A 16,124-nucleotide genomic window follows, 5' to 3' on the forward strand; every position below is an offset into this window, starting at 1 on the left:
GTCCGTCTCCGGGGACCCTTTGCCGTGTCCCTCCCACCTCGTCCGCTTCCTGAGGAGCTCCTCGTGGCCATACCGCTGCGGCGTGCGCTGCGCCGAGCCGGCCCCGACACCCCCGCCCCCGAGCCACAGCCGCCGGCGCCCGCCGCCGGGCAGGAGGAGATCCGCCGCCAGAACCTCGGCGCCGTCCTGCGCTACGTCCACCTGCACGGGCCCACCTCCCGCGCCGAGCTGACCGGCCGGCTCGGGCTCAATCGCAGCACCATCGGGGCGCTGGCCGCGGACCTCGCCGCCGCCGGCCTGGTCACCGAGGACGTCCCGGCCACCGAGGACGTGCCGGCCACCGCACGGCGCGCGGGCCGGCCCTCGCTCGTGGTGAGCCCCTGCTCGGAACGGGTCTACGCCACCGCGCTGAGCATCGAGCCGAAGCGCCTGCGCGCCGCCCGCATCGGCCTCGGCGGCCGCATCCTCGACCTGCGCGAGACGCCGCGCCCGTGTGGCTCGTCCCCGCTCGACGCCGTCGCCCCGCTCGCCGAGCTGGTCCGGGGGATGGAGCGGGGAGACGATGCCCGCTATGCCGGCGGTGCCGTCGCGGTCGCCGACACCGTCCGCGACGCCGACGGGACGGTCCGCGTGGCCGGCGCGGACGACACCCTCGTGGCCGCCCTCGACGCCGCCCTCGGCGCCGGACCCGGGCGTCCGGGCCTTGTGGCGGGCGACCTCGCCGACATCGCCGCGCTGGCCGAACACACCCGCGGCGTCGCGACCGGCGTCGATGACCTCCTCTACCTGCACGGCGACCGGGGCCTGAGCGCCGGCATGGTCACCGGCGGCAGCCTGGTCGTCGGGCACGGAGGCCGCAGCGGCAAGGTCGGTCACATGGTGGTCGACCCGGCCGGCCGGCGCTGCGGCTGCGGATCCCGCGGCTGCTGGGAGACCGAGGCCGGCACGGACGCTCTGCTGCGGCGCGCCGGGGCGGCACCGGGCGCCAGCCCCCTCGCCGTCCTCCGCGCCGCCGCCCTCGGCGACGCCGTCGCCCGCGACGCCCTGCACGGGGTCGCGGACTGGCTGGGCTTCGGCGTCGCCAACCTGGTCAACGTCTTCAACCCCGACCTCGTGGTCTTCGGCGGCACCCTGCGCGAGATCTACGCCGCGGGCGCCGGCACCGTCCGCAGCCGCCTCGACTCGATGGCACTACCGGCCTCCCGCGAGCACCTCCAGTTGCGCGCGAGCTCGCTCGGGGCGGACGCACCCCTGATCGGCGCGGCGGAACTGGCCTTCGACGCGCTCCTGGCCGACCCCCTCAGCGCCCCCTCGCCTCAGTGACCGCGGGGGTACGTGCGGCGGGCGGTGAGACCGGGCAGCAGGGACAGGACGGCCACGAACGCCCCGCCGATGGTCATCAGGTAGGCGATGATCAGCGCCTCCGGGCCGCCGCCGAACATCGCCGCCATCACGACCAGGGCGAACCCCAGCAGCGCCGGCCCGGTGGCCAGCACCCACGCCGCCGTCTTCTGCGCGGCGCTCCAGCGCGGCGAACCGGAGATCAGCAGCATCCCGGCCAGCGGCGCGACCACCGGCATCACCACGCTCCCGGCCGCCAGCAGGGCCAGTCCCGCGTACTCGCCGCCGGACGAGGCCGCCGGCGCCGGCACGGACACGGCCGGCAGGGGGGCGGGCCGCCGCAGATGGGCCGGCATCCGCCCGCGCCGGGCCGCGGCGGCCAGCGCCTCCGGCGCCCCGAGCCGCCGCAGGATCAATGAGGGGTCGTCGGCGGGCTCGCCCCCGGCGGCCCGGCGCATCGCGATGTAGTCGGCCACGGTCGTCATCAGCTCGTCGCGCAGATCGGGATCGAGATCGTCCCCGGCGGCCCAGAGCGCCGCCAGGTAGTCGAGGACCAGCACGTCGCTGTGCGCCAGCGGCGCGGTGTCGTCAGAGTACGGCCCGGACGTCATCGTTTCCCCCTGAGAGCTCGGCCGGCACGGCCCGGACAGCATCGCGAAAGCCGTACCGGTGGCACATCTGGCCGGGGACGGGCCTTGCGCGACCGCCCTCTGCCTTTCGGCCGACCCAGACCCGGGGGCCCGTCACCGGTAAGTCGTGGAGACTCATGCGAGAGGAGGTAGCCGTGAGCATCGCCCTGCAGGGCGCTGGTGTCCGGCGCTCCCTTCGCTTTCACGCCGGATACCGGGGCGCTGGCCGGTCGGGGCTAGCGTGGGCGGCGTTTTCCTAACGCGTCGGGCCGGGTAGCCGATCGAACCCGGCATGGCCGAGGACGGGCGCGCACCCCTGCGCTATGTGTGGATCGTCGCCGGTCTCGTGCTCTCTTGCTGGGTCTGGTTCGCGGTCTGGCGCACCTCCGGGGCCGGGTCGGTCGCCATCGGCTATCTCGGGGTGCCGCTCGGCGGGGCGGTCTCGATCGTCGCGCTGTGCCGGCTGTGGCGGGTGGTGCGGGGAGATGTGCACGCCCGCCGGTTCTGCCGGATGCTGCTGATCGGCGCCAGCTTCATGACCGTCGGCTACCTGCTCATGGCCGTCAACGCGTTTCTGTACTCGGAGGGCGACAATCCGCCGGACATGTCGCTGCTCTCCGCGGCGTGTGTGGCGCTCGGGTTCGCCTCGGCGATGTGGGCCGTCGGCCGGGTGCCGGTGGACACCGCGGGCCGGGCCGAGCGGCGGCGGATGAACCTCGACCGGACGATCGCCTTCCTCGGCTGCGCGACCCCGCTCTGGCAGTTCGGCCTCGCGCCGATGATCACCGCGACCGAGCGGTGGAGCACCCACACGCTGGGCCTCATCGGGCTCGCGTTCCTGCTGTCGGTCGCCGGCATGACGAAGGTGGCGTACCTCAGCGACGGGCCGGTCGACCGTGCGGCGCTGCGCCTGGTCGCGGCCATCGGTCTCACCGCGGCCGGGGTGGCCGTGCTCGCCACCACGTACGGCGGCGACGGCGGTCCGCCCTCGCAGGCCCTCGTGCTGCCGCTGGGGCCGATGCTGTTGGTGCTGGCGGTACGCGCGCAGTGGAACGCCACGATCGGTCACCGCCGCACCTCGCGGCGCTCCTCGCAGTTGCTGCCGTACCTGGCGGTCGCCGCGGTGGACCTGCCGGTGGTCGCGATCGCGGTGGGTGAGCTGCGCTGGCCCGGGCGGATCGCCCTCGGCGCGGCGGTCGTGGTCAGCGTGCTCGTGATCGTCCGCCAGTTCCTGGCGTTTCGCGACAACGCCGTGCTGCTGCGCAACATCCGCGCCCACGAGGAGCGGCTGCAGCACGAGGTCAGCCACGACGGGCTGACCGGCCTGGCCAACCGCGCCATGTTCCGGGGCCGGATGCAGGACGCGCTCGCCCGCGGGGAGAGCGTCACCGTGCTCCTGGTCGACCTCGACGACTTCAAGACCGTCAATGACTCGCTCGGCCACGATGTCGGCGACCACCTGCTGGTGTCGCTGGCCGCGATGCTGCGCGAGCAGGCCGGCGCGGACGGACTGCCGGTGCGCATCGGCGGCGATGAGTTCGCCGTGCTGCTGGTCGGCGGTACGACGCTGGGCGAGACGGTGGCCCAGCGGGTCCTGGATGCGCTGACCGAGCCGATCAGCGAGCACCGGCTGCTCGTGCAGGCCAGCGTCGGCATCGCCACGGCCGAGCCCGGCGCCTCCGTGGACAGCCTGCTGCGCGAGGCGGACGTCGCCATGTACGCCGCCAAGCAGCGCGGCAAGGCGGCGTACGTGCGCTTCGTGTCCGGCATGGCGCAGCCCGTCACGGCGCACATGCGGCTCGGCGGCGAGCTGCGCCGGGCGCTGGAGAACCGCGAGTTCGAGGTGTTCTACCAGCCGATCATGGACCTGGGCACGAACAAGCTCGTGGGCACCGAGGCGCTGGTGCGCTGGAACCACCCGGAGCGCGGCCTCGTGTCGCCGGGCGAGTTCGTGCCGGCCGCCGAGCGGACCGGGCTGATCATGGAGCTGGGCCGCTACGTGCTGCGCGAGGCCTGCCGCCAGACGGCGGCGTGGCTAGCCGAGTTCGGCCCGGACGCGCCGCGGCACGTGGCCGTCAACGTGTCGGCCCGCCAGCTCCACGACCCGGGCTTCGTCGGGGACGTCCGCGACGCGCTGGGCGACACCGGCCTGACCCCGGACCACCTGGTGCTGGAGCTCACCGAGTCGGCCGTGCTGCGCGGCAACCAGGTGTCCCGGGCGCTGCACGACCTGGACGGCGCCGGCGTACGGCTGGCGCTCGACGACTTCGGCACGGGTGAGTCGTCGCTGAGCCTGCTGCGGGCGTTTCCGGCGGCGATCGTGAAGCTCGACAAGTCGTTCGTGGACGGCCTCGAGTTCGACGAGGTGGACCCGGCTCGCCGGGACGCGCGTCAGGCGGTCGCCCGCGCGGTGATCCAGCTCGCCGGGGCCCTGGGCCTGGAGGCGGTCGCCGAGGGTATCGAGAACGAGGCCCAGGCGGAGCAGTTGCGCGCCCTGGGGTACGTCTACGGCCAGGGATACCACCTGGCGATGCCGATGTCGGCCGGGAAGATGACGGACCTGCTCACCGAGCAGCGCCGGGCGGTCACGGCCGCGGGCTGACCCCGCCGGAATGCCCCGGTTGGCGCGGACTTACGCGTCCTTCCATCAAAACTTTTGCATATTCCGAAGATTCTTTCCGTCGCAGCGTCGAAACCTGTGGTTACATCAGTCTTCGAAGAATCTCGATGCAACACCCTCTGTTCCGTCGTGGCACACGGTCCGCCGCCACCGCCGGATCGGCCGTTTCCGCATGCCCACGACCGTCGGAGCACCATCGACCGGGAGGCAGTGCAAGCGATGCAGAACGAGTCCACCGTCAGTCGCCGCCGGATACTGTGCGCCGCCGCCGCGGGCGCGGCCGCCCTCGGCACCAGTGCGTTCGTCGCCACGCCCGCCGAGGCCGGCGCCGGCCCGCGTCCGTCCCGGATCCCGCTCGAGCGGATCAGCATCCAGCTCTACACGCTGCGCAACCTGCTCGCCATCGACCTGGACGGCACGCTCGCCGCCCTCGCCGCGATCGGCTACACCCGGGTCGAGCACGCCGGCTTCGTGGGGCGCACGGCGGCCGAGTTCCGGGCCGCCCTGGACCGCGCCGGCCTGCGCGCGACCTCCGGGCACGCCGGCATACCCCAGCCGTTCGACCCGGCCGCCTGGAAGAAGACGCTGGAGGACGCGCTCGTCATCGGCAACAGGTACATCGTCCATCCGTACTTCGGTGCGCGTCCCGACGGCTCGCCGATCCGCGACGGCGCCGTCTACCGGGCCTTCGCCCGCGACCTCGACGAGGCCGGCGCGCTCGCCCGCGAGTACGGCCTCAGCTTCGGCTACCACAACCACCAGAACGAGTTCGCCCGCCAGGACGGCGGCACCACCACCGGGTTCGACATCCTGACCCGGGAGACGGACCCGGAGCTGGTCCATCTCGAGGTGGATCTCTTCTGGGCCTTCCGGGGCGCCCACGACCCGGTCGACCTGATCGCCGAGAACCGGGGCCGGATCCGCCAGGTGCACGTCAAGGACCTGGCGCACACGGGCGGCTTCGCCGACCCGGGCGCCGGGCTCATCGACTTCGCCCGGATCTTCGAGCACTCCCGGGAAGCCGGCCTGGCCGAGTACATCGTGGAACGCGACGACGCCGGCAGCCCGCCGCGCACGCCCGCGGACGCCTTGGTCACCGCGGAAGTCGGCTACGACTACCTCGCCACCCTGCGGTTCTAGGAGGAGCGTCGATGAAGCGTCCGTTCGCCGCCGTACCCGCGCTCGCGCTCGTCCTGACCGCGCTGACCGTACCCACGACCGCGGTCTCGGCCGCGCCCGCGGCCGCCCCGCCGCCCGAATCGCAGTTCCAGAAGGTCACGCTCAACGACTTCCCGGGCGAACCCATCGCCCTCGCCGTGCTGCCGGACAAGCGCGTCCTGCACACCGCCCGCAAGGGCGAGGTCCGCATCAACGACCCGAAGAGCGGCCGCAACGTCCTCGCCGCCACGATCCCGGTCTACCAGCACGACGAGGAGGGCGTGCAGGGCATCGCGATCGACCCGGACTTCGCGGTGAACAAGTGGGTCTACGTCTACTACTCGCCGCGGCTGAACACCCCCACCGACAACCCGGCGACCCCGACGGTCAACGAGGGCGATGCGCCGGAGGAGGGCACCGCCGCGGACTTCGCGCCGTTCAAGGGCGTGATGCGGCTGTCGCGCTTCAAGCTGGACGGCACCACGCTGGCGCTGGGCGCCGAGCAGAAGATCCTCGACGTCCCCGCCGACCGCGGCATCTGCTGCCACGTCGGCGGGAAGATCGACTTCGACGCGGCCGGCAACCTCTACCTGTCCACGGGCGACGACACGAACCCGTTCGCCTCCGACGGCTACGCGCCCCTGGACGAGCGGGCGAACCGCAACCCGGCCTTCGACGCGCAGCGTTCCGCGGGCAACACCAACGACCTGCGGGGCAAGATCCTGCGGATCACGGTGACCGCAAGCGGCGGCTACCGCATCCCGAAGGGCAACCTCTTCAAGCCGGGTACGGCGTACACCCGCCCGGAGATCTACGCGATGGGTCTGCGCAACCCGTTCCGCTTCGCCGTCGACAAGGCCACCGGCGTGATCTACGTGGGCGACTACTCGCCGGACGCCCAGGTGCCGAACCCGGCGCGGGGACCGTCCGGACAGGGCCGCTGGATGGCCGTCGACAAGCCCGCCAACTACGGCTGGCCCTACTGTGCGGCACCGGACCTGCCCTACGTCGACTACGACTTCGCCACTCACACCTCCGGCGCACCGTTCGACTGCGCGGCCCCGGTCAACGACTCGCCGCACAACACCGGCAGGCGCCTGCTGCCCCCGGTGGAGAAGGCCGAGGTCATCTACGGGTACGGGCTCAGTGCCGAGTTCCCCGAGCTGGGCGTCGGCGGCATCGGCCCGATGGGCGGCCCCGCGTACCGCTATGCGGAGGGGAACACCTCGGCGACCAAGTGGCCGGAGCACTACGACGGCAAGCCGCTGTTCTACGAGTGGACCCGCGACTACGTCAAGGAGTTCACCCTCGGCGCCGGCAACGAGGTCACCGCGATCGCCCCGGTCCTGCCGTCCATCGTCTTCGACAACCCGATGGACCTGGAGTTCGGTCCGGACGGCTCGCTCTACGTCCTCGAGTACGGCGACGGCTACTTCTCGGAGAACCCGGAAGCGCAGCTCGCCCGCATCGACTACGTGCGCGGCAACCGCACCCCCGTCCCGCGGATCACGGCGACTCCGGCCACCGGCGAGGCGCCGCTCACGGTCACCTTCTCCAGCGCCGGCACCGCCGACCCGGACGGCGACAGCCTGCGCTACGCCTGGGACTTCGACGCCGACGGCATCGTCGACTCCCGCCGGCCTCACGCGGTGCACACCTTCACCGCGAACGGCAACTACCGGCCCACGCTCAAGGTGACCGACCCGACCGGCCGCTGGGCATCGGCCGAGGTGATCCTGCCGGTCGGCACGCTGGCGCCGAAGGTCACCTTCGTGACGCCGACGGAGGGCCAGCCGTTCGAGTTCGGCGACACGGTCCCCTTCCAGGTGGCGGTGGTCGACGACCAGCCGGTCGACTGCTCACGAGTCACGGTGACCTACATCCTGGGGCACGACCAGCACGGCCACCCGCTCTCGACGGCCTCCGGCTGCACCGGCTCGATCACCACCTTCATCGACGGCGGCCACGCCGGCTCCGGCAACCTGAGCGCCGTCTTCGTCGCGGAGTACACCGACTCCGGCACCCCACCCCAGAGCGGCTCCGCGATGGTGGTCCTGCTCCCACCCGACGACTGACCCGGCCGGCGACCGAGGAGGACCCGTCCGGCGCAGCCAGCGCCCGGCGGGTCCGCGCCGTTCCCGTTCGCCCCCCAGATCGTCAGACCCGCACGGACCCGGCCAGTGCTGCGCAGATCCGGGGTACCGCCGTGCCGATCGGTTCGCGGATCACGGCGGTGGCCAGGTCGTCGTACGGGGTCGGGTCGCGGTTGACGATGACCAGACGGCTGCCGGCGTTGACCGCCACCGCGCACAGCGAGGCGACCGGTTCCACCAGCAGGGAGCTGCCGACGACCAGCATGAGTTCGCTGTGCGAGGCGATCCGCTCGGCCAGACTCACGGTCTCGGGGTCGAGATGCTCGCCGAACATCACGACGCCGAGCTTGAGGATCGCGCCGCAGGCCGGACAGCGGCGATCCCCGTCGTTCCCGTCGATCCGGGTCGGGGTCCGGGCGGCGCATCCGGTGCAGACCGTCTCGCGGATCGAGCCGTGGAGCTCGAGGACCCTGCGGGGGCTGGAGCCGGCCTTCTGGTGCAGCCCGTCGACGTTCTGGGTGAGGATGCGTACCGCGGATCCGCCCCGTTCGAGGCCGGCGAGCGCGCGGTGGGCGTCGTTCGGCCGGGCGTTCCAGGCAGGGTGGCCCGCGTACGTCCGCCAGAAGGTGGCACGCACCTCGGGATCGGCCATGAAGGACCGGTAGGTGAAGGCGTCGACGAGGGCGGGATCGAGCGTCCATACGCCGGACGGTCCACGGTAGTCGGGGATGCCGGAGTCCGTGGAGATCCCCGCCCCGGTCAGCACTGCTACCCGGGTCACGCCGTCCGTCCAGGTCGTATCCATGGTCGTCGAGGGTCGGCGCCGGCGCGGGCGATCGGATATCGCGCGGGAAGCGGTGCCGGGCCGGCACCGCTTCCCGCCGGTCCTCAGCCGCGGAGGCCGCAGGGTGCGAAGCGCTCCAGTCCTTCCGGCTTGGCCGCGTTGCGGCCGATCGCCGTCTCGATGCGGTTCAGGGTCGCCACGCGCTTGTCCTCCAACGGGCCGAGGATCGCGTTGCGGATGAAGTTGGGGCCGCCCTGACCGACGCTGGACGCCAGACGCTTGTTCGCCTCGGCGATCTGGGTGTCGAGCAGCGCCAGGTTGCGGGTCACCTCGTCGCGGGCCTGTGCCGGGATGGAGGGCAACCCGCTGACCGCCGGGCAGTCGACAGTGGCTGCGGCGCCGGAGCCGCCCGTGCCCGTCTCGGGAGGAGCGGTCTTGACGGCGGTGGACTCCGGTGCGGGAGCGGCCGCGCCTGCGCCGGTCAGCGTGCAGGTCGCGAGCTTCTGCACGTCGAGATCCGGCTTGGGGGCGCTGCGGCCGATCGCGGTGGCCATGCGGTTGATGGCGGCGACGCGCTTGTCCTTCAGCGGGCCGAGGATCGCGTTCTGAACGAAGTCGGGGCCGCCCTCGCCGGCGCTGGTCGCCAGGCGCTTGTTCGCCTCGGCGATCTGGGTGTTGAGCTGCGCCAGGTTGCGCTCGATCTCGGCCCGGGCGGTGGCGGGAACGGCGCCCAGCTCGCCGGCGACCGCGGGGCACGACACGGTGGGCGCGGCGGCGCGTACGGCGGCTCGGTCACCGGCCGAGGCCACGCCGAGCCCGACGCCGGTCAGCGCTACGGCGACCGCGACGACGCCGGTGACCTGCCAGCGGCGGGCCGAACTACGGGAAAGGTGCATCTTCGCCTGAGCCTTCCTGTCAGAGGACCTCGACGAGCAGTACGGGAGCGCTCCCAGAGGCGGATCAAGCCCCGCCCGGTTCTAAGAAAGACTTAATCTGAGCGGGCCTCGAGGGAGCGCCCCACCCGTACGGCAACCTTCGGCGGTGGAAGCCGGTAGCAGTCTGCGGCCCACCTCAGATGCGATCGCTTGCCGTCCACCCCGCCGGGGTGGAGCGCACCTCCGACGAGGGGCGGCTGATCGTCACCAAGACGGACCGCAAGGGGATCATCCAGTACGCCAATGCGCTGTTCCTGGAGCTCTCGGCCTATCCGGAGTCGCAGGTCGGCCAGCCGCACCACGTGATCCGGCATCCCGGCATGCCGCGGGTGGTCTCTGGTCGCTGACCGCCGGCGCGACCACCGTGGGAGCCGACCGATGAAGCTGCTGACCTCGCGCACCGCCCCGGCGGAGACCGATGCGGAACTGGCCGCCTACCGCGCCACCGTCCGGGCCGTGCTCGCCACGCTGGCGCGCCTGCAGGAGGGCGACCTCGAGGCCCGGGTGCCGCACCAGGACGGTCCCGCCGAGCTGCAGCGGCTTCGCGACGCCTTCAACGACGTCATCGCGCAGCGCTCCGCCGCGGACGCGCTCGTGGCCATCCACGACGTCGCCGGTGTGATCGCCGAGATGGACCAGCAGGTCATCGGCGTCGCCGCGGCCGCCAGCGGCGGCTCGAACGCCGACCAGCAGGGTCTGTCCGACATGGCGGAGACGCTGCGCGCCGAAATCCAGCGCCTGACCAGGCGAGAGCTGACCCGGCGGGGCCGCGCCTTCACCGAGGCGGCGGAGAGCGGCGGATCAATCCGGGGCGAGGGTCTTGCCGTCGAGCTTGCGGAAACCATCGGCGACCAGCGCCCGCAGCACGTCCGGGTCGATGTCCGCCAGGCGCTTGACATACAGGCAGGACTTGCCGGTGCGGTGCGGGCCCAGCTTCGCGAGCAGGTCCTCGTCGAAGCCGGCCGAGAGATAGATGGTGAGCGCCGTCTTGCGCGGGGACAGGCCGACCGGCGGCCAGTCGCCCTGCTGGCCGGAGGCGTACCGATAGCGGTAGCAGCCGAAGCCGACGATGCTGTCGCCCCACATCTCGGGGGCGGCGCCGGTCGCCTCCGCCATGAGGGCGCAGAGCGTCCGTGCCTCGGCCCGCCGCTTCGGATCCGGTACGGCGGCGAGGAAGTCCCCGACGCTCGCACCGGTCCGCGCGGTCTTCAGTCCTGCCACGTTCGACCCGCCATCTCGGAACCGCACCGTCGCGGCGACGGTACGCATGTGGTCGCGACCGGGGCACCGGCGGCACGCCGCCGCGGCGGGGCCTCCGCGCGTACGGTGACCGCCAGTGCCGCCATGACCACGCGACTGTAACCCGACGGCTGTGATCGCCGCCACAGGCTCGCGAGACCCGCTCAGCTTCCCGCGGCGTCGGTACGGCGGATGGCGTCGACCAGGATGGCCAGGCCTTCCCGGGCCTCGTCCTCGGTCAGGGTAAGCGCCGGGCCCATCCGCAGCACGTTGCCGTGGAGGCCGCCCTTGCCGACCAGCAGCCCGCCCCGGCGGCACTCGTCGACGACGCGTACGGTCGCGGCCGGGTCCGGCTCGGTGGTGCCCGGGCGGACGAACTCGACGGCGAGCATCAGGCCGCGGCCGCGGATCTCGCCGACGATGCCCGCGTCGCCCGCGCCGGCGCGCAGGCCGTCGAGCAGGATCTTGCCGACGGTCTTGGCCTGGTGCTGCAGGTCGTGCTCCAGCACGTAGTCGAGGACCGCGTTGCCGGCCGCGGTGGAGATCGGGTTGCCGCCGAAGGTGGAGAAGCTGGTCGCCGGGACCGCGTTGACCAGCTCCGCCCGGCCCACCACTCCGGCGAGCGCGAAGCCGTTGCCGATGCCCTTGGCGAACGTGACGAGGTCGGGCTGCACGTCGTGGGCCTGATAGCCCCAGAAGTGGTCGCCGGTGCGGCCCCAGCCGGTCTGCACCTCGTCGGCGATGAACAGGATGCCGTGGCCGTCGAGCTCCTTCTTCAGCGCGCCGAACAGGCCGTCCGGGGCGTGCACGAAGCCGCCGACGCCCTGGATCGGCTCGGCGATGAGTGCGGCCACGTCGCCGGCGGTGGTGGTGGCGAGCACCTCGCGCAGGTCCTCGACGGCGGCGTCGATGTGATCGGCGTCGGAGAGCCCCGCCAGTCGTCCGCGCAGCCGGTCGCCGGAGTGCAGCCAGCTCACCGACAGCGGGCTCAGGCCGCTCGCCGACCAGCTCCGGTGCCCGGTGATCGCCATCGCGCCGAAGGAACGGCCGTGGTAGCTGTTGCGGATCGCCAGGATCTGGTTGCTGCGGCGGTGGTTGGTGGCGAACAGCAGTGCCGCCTCGTTGGCCTCGGTGCCGGAGGTGGTGAAGAAGACCCGCGCGTCCGGGATGCCGGAGAGCCCGGCGATCTTCTCGGCCAGCTCGACCTGCTGGCGGATCAGGTACAGCGTGGAGCTGTGCACCATGCCGGTGGCGAGCTGGCGCTCGACCGCCTCGCGCACCTCCGCGATGTCGTGGCCGAGCATGGTGGTCAGCACGCCGCCGAAGAAGTCCAGGTAGGACCGTCCGGCGCTGTCGGTGACGCGGCGCCCGGAGCCTGCGACCAGCTCGATCGCCTCGTCGCCGTAGTAGGTCGCGACCCAGGAGGGCATTACGGCCCGGTGCCGGGCGAGCAGATCGTCGGTCATGGGGGTCTCCAAGCGGTCGGGGTGGATCGTGAAAGGGGTGCGGCTATCGCCAGCCGCGCGGGTACGGCCGGGCACGCGTACCGCCACCGGATCCGGCGCGGGCGGCGGCGGCGAAGATGCCGGCCAGCTCGGCGTGGTCGTCGTGGATCAGGCCGACCGTGATCCGGACATGGTCGGCGCCGAGCGGCGTGACGCAGAAGGGCGCGCCGGGTGCCACGGCGATGCCGTGCGCGGCGAGCGAGAGCATCGCGGCCTGTTCGTCCTCGACGGTCATCCAGAGGTTGATCCCGTCGGCCGCGGTGGCGCTCACGCCGCGCTCCGCCAGCTCGCGGAGCAGCGTCGTGCGCCGCCGGGTGTACGTGTCGCGCGCGGCCTCGATCTGCGCGGCGGCCTCCGGCGAGGTCAGCAGGTCCAGGAGCACGGCCTGCAGGAGGCGGCTGGACCAGCCGGGGCCGAGCAGGCGTCGGTCGGCGACCGCGGTGATCACCTCGGCGGGCCCGCCGAGCGCCGCGAGCCGCAGGTCGGGGCCGTGGCTCTTGGAGAAGCCGGCGATGTGCACGGTCCGGTCCGGAAGCTGGGTGCCGAGGCTCACCGGCGGGGCGGAGGCGATGGCGCCGGCGTGGTCGTCCTCGACGATCGTCACCTGCGGGTAGGCGGCCAGCTCGGCGGCGAGCTCGGCGACGCGCCGGGCGGAGAGTCCGGTCCCGGTCGGGTTGTGCGCCCGCGGTTGCAGGAAGACCGCGACCGGATCGTACGCCGTCAGCGCGGCGCCCAGCGCGTCCGGACGCATGCCGTGCTCGTCCATCGGCACGCCGACCACCGTGGCACCGGCCGCCTCGAGCAGGTCCAGCACCGGCGGGAAGGTGGGATTCTCGACGAGCACGTGGTCGCCGAAGCGCACCACGGCCGCGATCACCCGGTCCAGGGCGTCGAGCGCGCCGTCGACGACGGTCAGCCGGTCCGGCGGGTACGGCCAGCGCTGCCGCAGCGCCGTCTCCAGCGGGGGCAGCACGGCCGCGTCGAGGTAGCTCGTGGTGAGCCGGGCGTCGCCGACGCGCGCGAGGGAGCCGGCGAGGCTCGGCAGCAGGTCGTGGTCGGGCACCCCGGTGGAGAAGTCGCGGGTGACGTTGCCGAGGCCGCTCGCGAGGCGGGCGTAGCGCATCCGTCCGCGCGGCAGGACCGGGGCGGCGACGAACGAGCCGGACCGGCCGCGGGTCTGGATCGCCCCGGCCTGGGCCAGGCTCTGCCAGGCCTCGCTCACCGTGGTCGGGCTGACGCCCAGCGCCCGGGCCACGTCGCGCACCGTCGGCAGCCGCGCCCCGGTCGGCAGGTCTCCGGCGCTGACCAGACGGCTGACGGCGGCGGCGATGCCCCGGGCACTGCGGTCGTCGACCGCGTCCGCGATGAGCCCGAGCATGCCGTCTCCAGAACATTTGGTAACACGCGAACCATTGTCCGCCCTGCGCTGTGTCATTAGTGTCCTACGACATGAGTCCCCGATGTCAAGCACCGCACAGGGGCACTGACGGAGGGTGAAGGAGATCACCATCTACGCGTGACCCACACCACCGCCGTCGACAGGACCTACGGAGAGGGAAGCCAGTATGAGCAGGGTGGTCCGCGCCGCCCTCGTCCAGACGACCTGGACGGGCGACAAGGAATCGATGATCAAGGCGCACGAGGACTATGCTCGGCAAGCCGCCGCCCAAGGCGCGAAGGTGATCTGTTTCCAGGAGCTGTTCTACGGCCCCTACTTCTGCCAGGTCCAGGACGCCGCCTACTACGAGTACGCGGAGTCGGTCCCCGGACCCACCACCGAACGCTTCCAGGCCCTCGCCGCCGAGCTCGGCATGGTGATGGTCCTGCCCATGTACGAGCAGGAGCAGCCCGGCGTCCTCTACAACACCGCCGCGGTGGTCGACGCGGACGGCTCGTACCTCGGCAAGTACCGCAAGCACCACATCCCGCAGGTGAACGGCTTCTGGGAGAAGTTCTACTTCCGCCCCGGCAACCTGGGCTTCCCGGTGTTCGACACGGCGGTCGGCAAGGTGGGCGTCTACATCTGCTACGACCGGCACTTCCCTGAGGGCTGGCGGGCGCTCGGCCTGAACGGCGCGGAGATCGTCTTCAACCCCTCGGCCACCAGCCGCGGCCTGTCGTCGTACCTGTGGCAGCTCGAGCAGCCGGCCAGCGCGGTGGCCAACGAGTACTTCGTCGGCGCGATCAACCGGGTCGGCGTCGAGTCGCTCGGCGACAACGACTTCTACGGCCAGTCGTACTTCGTGGACCCGGAGGGCAAGTTCGTCGGTGAGGTCGGCGACACCCACAAGCCGGAGCTGATCGTCCGCGACCTCGACATGAGCCTGCTCCACACGGTCCGCGACCGCTGGCAGTTCTACCGCGACCGCCGCCCGGACGCCTACGACGGGCTGGTGGCTCCGTGAGCATTCTGATCAAGGGCGGGACGGTTGTCGGGCCGACCGGGCCGGTCGCGGCGGACGTGCTGGTGGACGGCGAGACCATCGCGGCGATCTACGCGCCCGGGCGCGGCCCCGCGGAGGGTGTCGAGGTCATCGACGCCACCGGGAAGTACGTGATCCCCGGGGCGGTGGACGCGCACACGCACATGGAGCTGCCGTTCGGCGGCACGCACGCGAGCGACACCTTCGACACCGGCACCAAGGCCGCAGCGATCGGCGGCACCACCACGATCATCGACTTCGCGGTGCAGCGCTACGGCGAGGTGGTCCAGGACGGCCTGGCCGCGTGGCACGGCAAGGCCCAGGGCAACTGCCACATCGACTACGCCTTCCACATGATCATGGGCGGGATCGACGACGAGTCGCTCAAGGCCATGGACCACCTCGTGGCCGACGAGGGCATCAGCAGCTTCAAGCTGTTCATGGCGTATCCGGGAGTCTTCTACTCCGACGACGGCCAGATCCTGCGCGCCATGCAGAAGGCGCGGGACAACGGCGCCATGATCATGGTGCACGCCGAGAACGGGCCCGCCATCGACGTCCTCGTCAAGCAGGCCCTCGAGCGCGGCGAGACCGCCCCGGTCCACCACGGCCTGACCCGGCCGCAGGAGCTCGAGGCCGAGGCGACCAGCCGGGCCATCTGGCTGGCGTCGGTGGCCGCCGACTGCCCGCTCTACATCGTGCATCTCAGCGCCTCCAAGGCCCTGGAACAGGTGCGGAACGCGCGCGACCTGGGCCGCAACGTCTTCGCCGAGACCTGCCCGCAGTACCTGTATCTCACCCTGGAGGACCAGCTCGGCGCGCCCGGCTTCGAAGGCGCCAAGTGGGTCTGCTCGACGCCGCTGCGCAGCAAGCACGAGACCCACCGGGCCGACCTCTGGCAGGGCCTGCGGACCAACGACCTGTCCGTGGTGTCGACCGATCACTGCCCCTTCTGCTTCAAGGACCAGAAGGAGCTGGGCCTCGGCGACTTCTCCAAGATCCCGAACGGGATCGGCAGCGTCGAACACCGGGTCGACCTGCTCTACCAGGGCGTGGTGGACGGCAAGCTGTCGCTGGCCCGCTGGGTCGAGACGATCGCGACCACCCCGGCCCGGATGTTCGGCCTCTATCCGAGGAAGGGCGTCATCGCGCCCGGCTCGGACGCCGACATCGTGCTCTACGACCCGAACGGGCGTACCCGGATCAGCGTCGAGACGCACCACATGAACATGGACCACTCCGCCTGGGAGGGCTGGGAGATCGACGGCAAGGTGGACACCGTCCTCTCCCGCGGCGAGGTGATCAGCTCCGGCGGCGAGTACACGGGCCGCGCCGGTCGCGGTCGCTACGTCGCCCGCGGCCTGTCCGACTACCTGCTGTAACGCCAAGGCGGCTTC

The 16,124-nt window shown here is 72.3% G+C and carries 13 protein-coding genes; 7 read left to right on the top strand and 6 right to left on the bottom strand.

Annotation, left to right across the window (positions count from 1 at the left end):
• Window positions 1–63: 63 nt before the first annotated feature.
• Complete coding sequence (locus EDD30_RS35465) at window positions 64–1,323, top strand: ROK family protein (protein WP_394328295.1); 1,260 nt, start codon at window positions 64–66, stop codon at window positions 1,321–1,323.
• Here the strand turns inward: EDD30_RS35465 and EDD30_RS35470 are convergent.
• Window positions 1,317–1,952, bottom strand: a complete 636-nt coding sequence (locus EDD30_RS35470) for an HAAS signaling domain-containing protein (protein ID WP_123678696.1) — start codon at window positions 1,950–1,952, stop codon at window positions 1,317–1,319. The genes EDD30_RS35465 and EDD30_RS35470 overlap by 7 nt on opposite strands.
• A gap of 310 nt (window positions 1,953–2,262) precedes the next feature.
• Between EDD30_RS35470 and EDD30_RS35475 the strand changes: the two genes are divergently transcribed.
• From EDD30_RS35475 to EDD30_RS35485, 3 genes are all read left to right on the top strand, one after another.
• The gene (locus EDD30_RS35475) at window positions 2,263–4,572 is read left to right on the top strand and encodes a putative bifunctional diguanylate cyclase/phosphodiesterase (protein WP_071804824.1); all 2,310 of its coding nucleotides are present in this window, start codon (window positions 2,263–2,265) and stop codon (window positions 4,570–4,572) included.
• 237 nt (window positions 4,573–4,809) lie between these two features.
• On the top strand, window positions 4,810–5,730 hold the full coding sequence (locus EDD30_RS35480) for a sugar phosphate isomerase/epimerase family protein (protein WP_071804825.1): 921 nt from the start codon (window positions 4,810–4,812) through the stop codon (window positions 5,728–5,730).
• A gap of 11 nt (window positions 5,731–5,741) precedes the next feature.
• The gene (locus EDD30_RS35485) at window positions 5,742–7,823 is read left to right on the top strand and encodes a PQQ-dependent sugar dehydrogenase (protein ID WP_071804826.1); all 2,082 of its coding nucleotides are present in this window, start codon (window positions 5,742–5,744) and stop codon (window positions 7,821–7,823) included.
• Between the two features lie 82 nt (window positions 7,824–7,905).
• On the opposite strand, the gene EDD30_RS35490 is transcribed toward EDD30_RS35485, so the two are convergent.
• Window positions 7,906–8,646, bottom strand: a complete 741-nt coding sequence (locus EDD30_RS35490; RefSeq protein ID WP_071804827.1) for an SIR2 family NAD-dependent protein deacylase — start codon at window positions 8,644–8,646, stop codon at window positions 7,906–7,908.
• Between the two features lie 83 nt (window positions 8,647–8,729).
• A complete protein-coding gene (locus EDD30_RS35495; RefSeq protein ID WP_071804828.1) occupies window positions 8,730–9,521 on the bottom strand; it encodes a hypothetical protein in 792 nt (263 codons plus the stop codon).
• Between the two features lie 209 nt (window positions 9,522–9,730).
• Between EDD30_RS35495 and EDD30_RS35500 the strand changes: the two genes are divergently transcribed.
• Window positions 9,731–9,907, top strand: coding sequence for a hypothetical protein (locus EDD30_RS35500; RefSeq protein WP_211353768.1), 177 nt, complete (start codon window positions 9,731–9,733; stop codon window positions 9,905–9,907).
• Between the two features lie 454 nt (window positions 9,908–10,361).
• Here the strand turns inward: EDD30_RS35500 and EDD30_RS35510 are convergent, their stop codons facing one another.
• From EDD30_RS35510 to EDD30_RS35520, 3 genes are all read right to left on the bottom strand, one after another.
• On the bottom strand, window positions 10,362–10,781 hold the full coding sequence (locus EDD30_RS35510) for a DUF1801 domain-containing protein (protein WP_244945514.1): 420 nt from the start codon (window positions 10,779–10,781) through the stop codon (window positions 10,362–10,364).
• Window positions 10,782–10,963: 182 nt separating this feature from the next.
• Complete coding sequence (locus EDD30_RS35515) at window positions 10,964–12,265, bottom strand: aspartate aminotransferase family protein (RefSeq protein WP_071804832.1); 1,302 nt, start codon at window positions 12,263–12,265, stop codon at window positions 10,964–10,966.
• Between the two features lie 43 nt (window positions 12,266–12,308).
• The gene (locus EDD30_RS35520; RefSeq protein WP_071804833.1) at window positions 12,309–13,682 is read right to left on the bottom strand and encodes an aminotransferase-like domain-containing protein; all 1,374 of its coding nucleotides are present in this window, start codon (window positions 13,680–13,682) and stop codon (window positions 12,309–12,311) included.
• Between the two features lie 187 nt (window positions 13,683–13,869).
• On the opposite strand from EDD30_RS35520, the gene EDD30_RS35525 reads away from it, so the two are divergent.
• Window positions 13,870–14,709, top strand: coding sequence for a nitrilase-related carbon-nitrogen hydrolase (locus EDD30_RS35525; RefSeq protein WP_071804834.1), 840 nt, complete (start codon window positions 13,870–13,872; stop codon window positions 14,707–14,709).
• Complete coding sequence (hydA, locus tag EDD30_RS35530) at window positions 14,706–16,109, top strand: dihydropyrimidinase (protein WP_071804835.1); 1,404 nt, start codon at window positions 14,706–14,708, stop codon at window positions 16,107–16,109. Before EDD30_RS35525 ends, hydA begins: the two co-directional genes overlap by 4 nt.
• Window positions 16,110–16,124: the final 15 nt, after the last annotated feature.

This window comes from Couchioplanes caeruleus (assembly GCF_003751945.1).
GTDB lineage: Bacteria > Actinomycetota > Actinomycetes > Mycobacteriales > Micromonosporaceae > Actinoplanes > Actinoplanes caeruleus.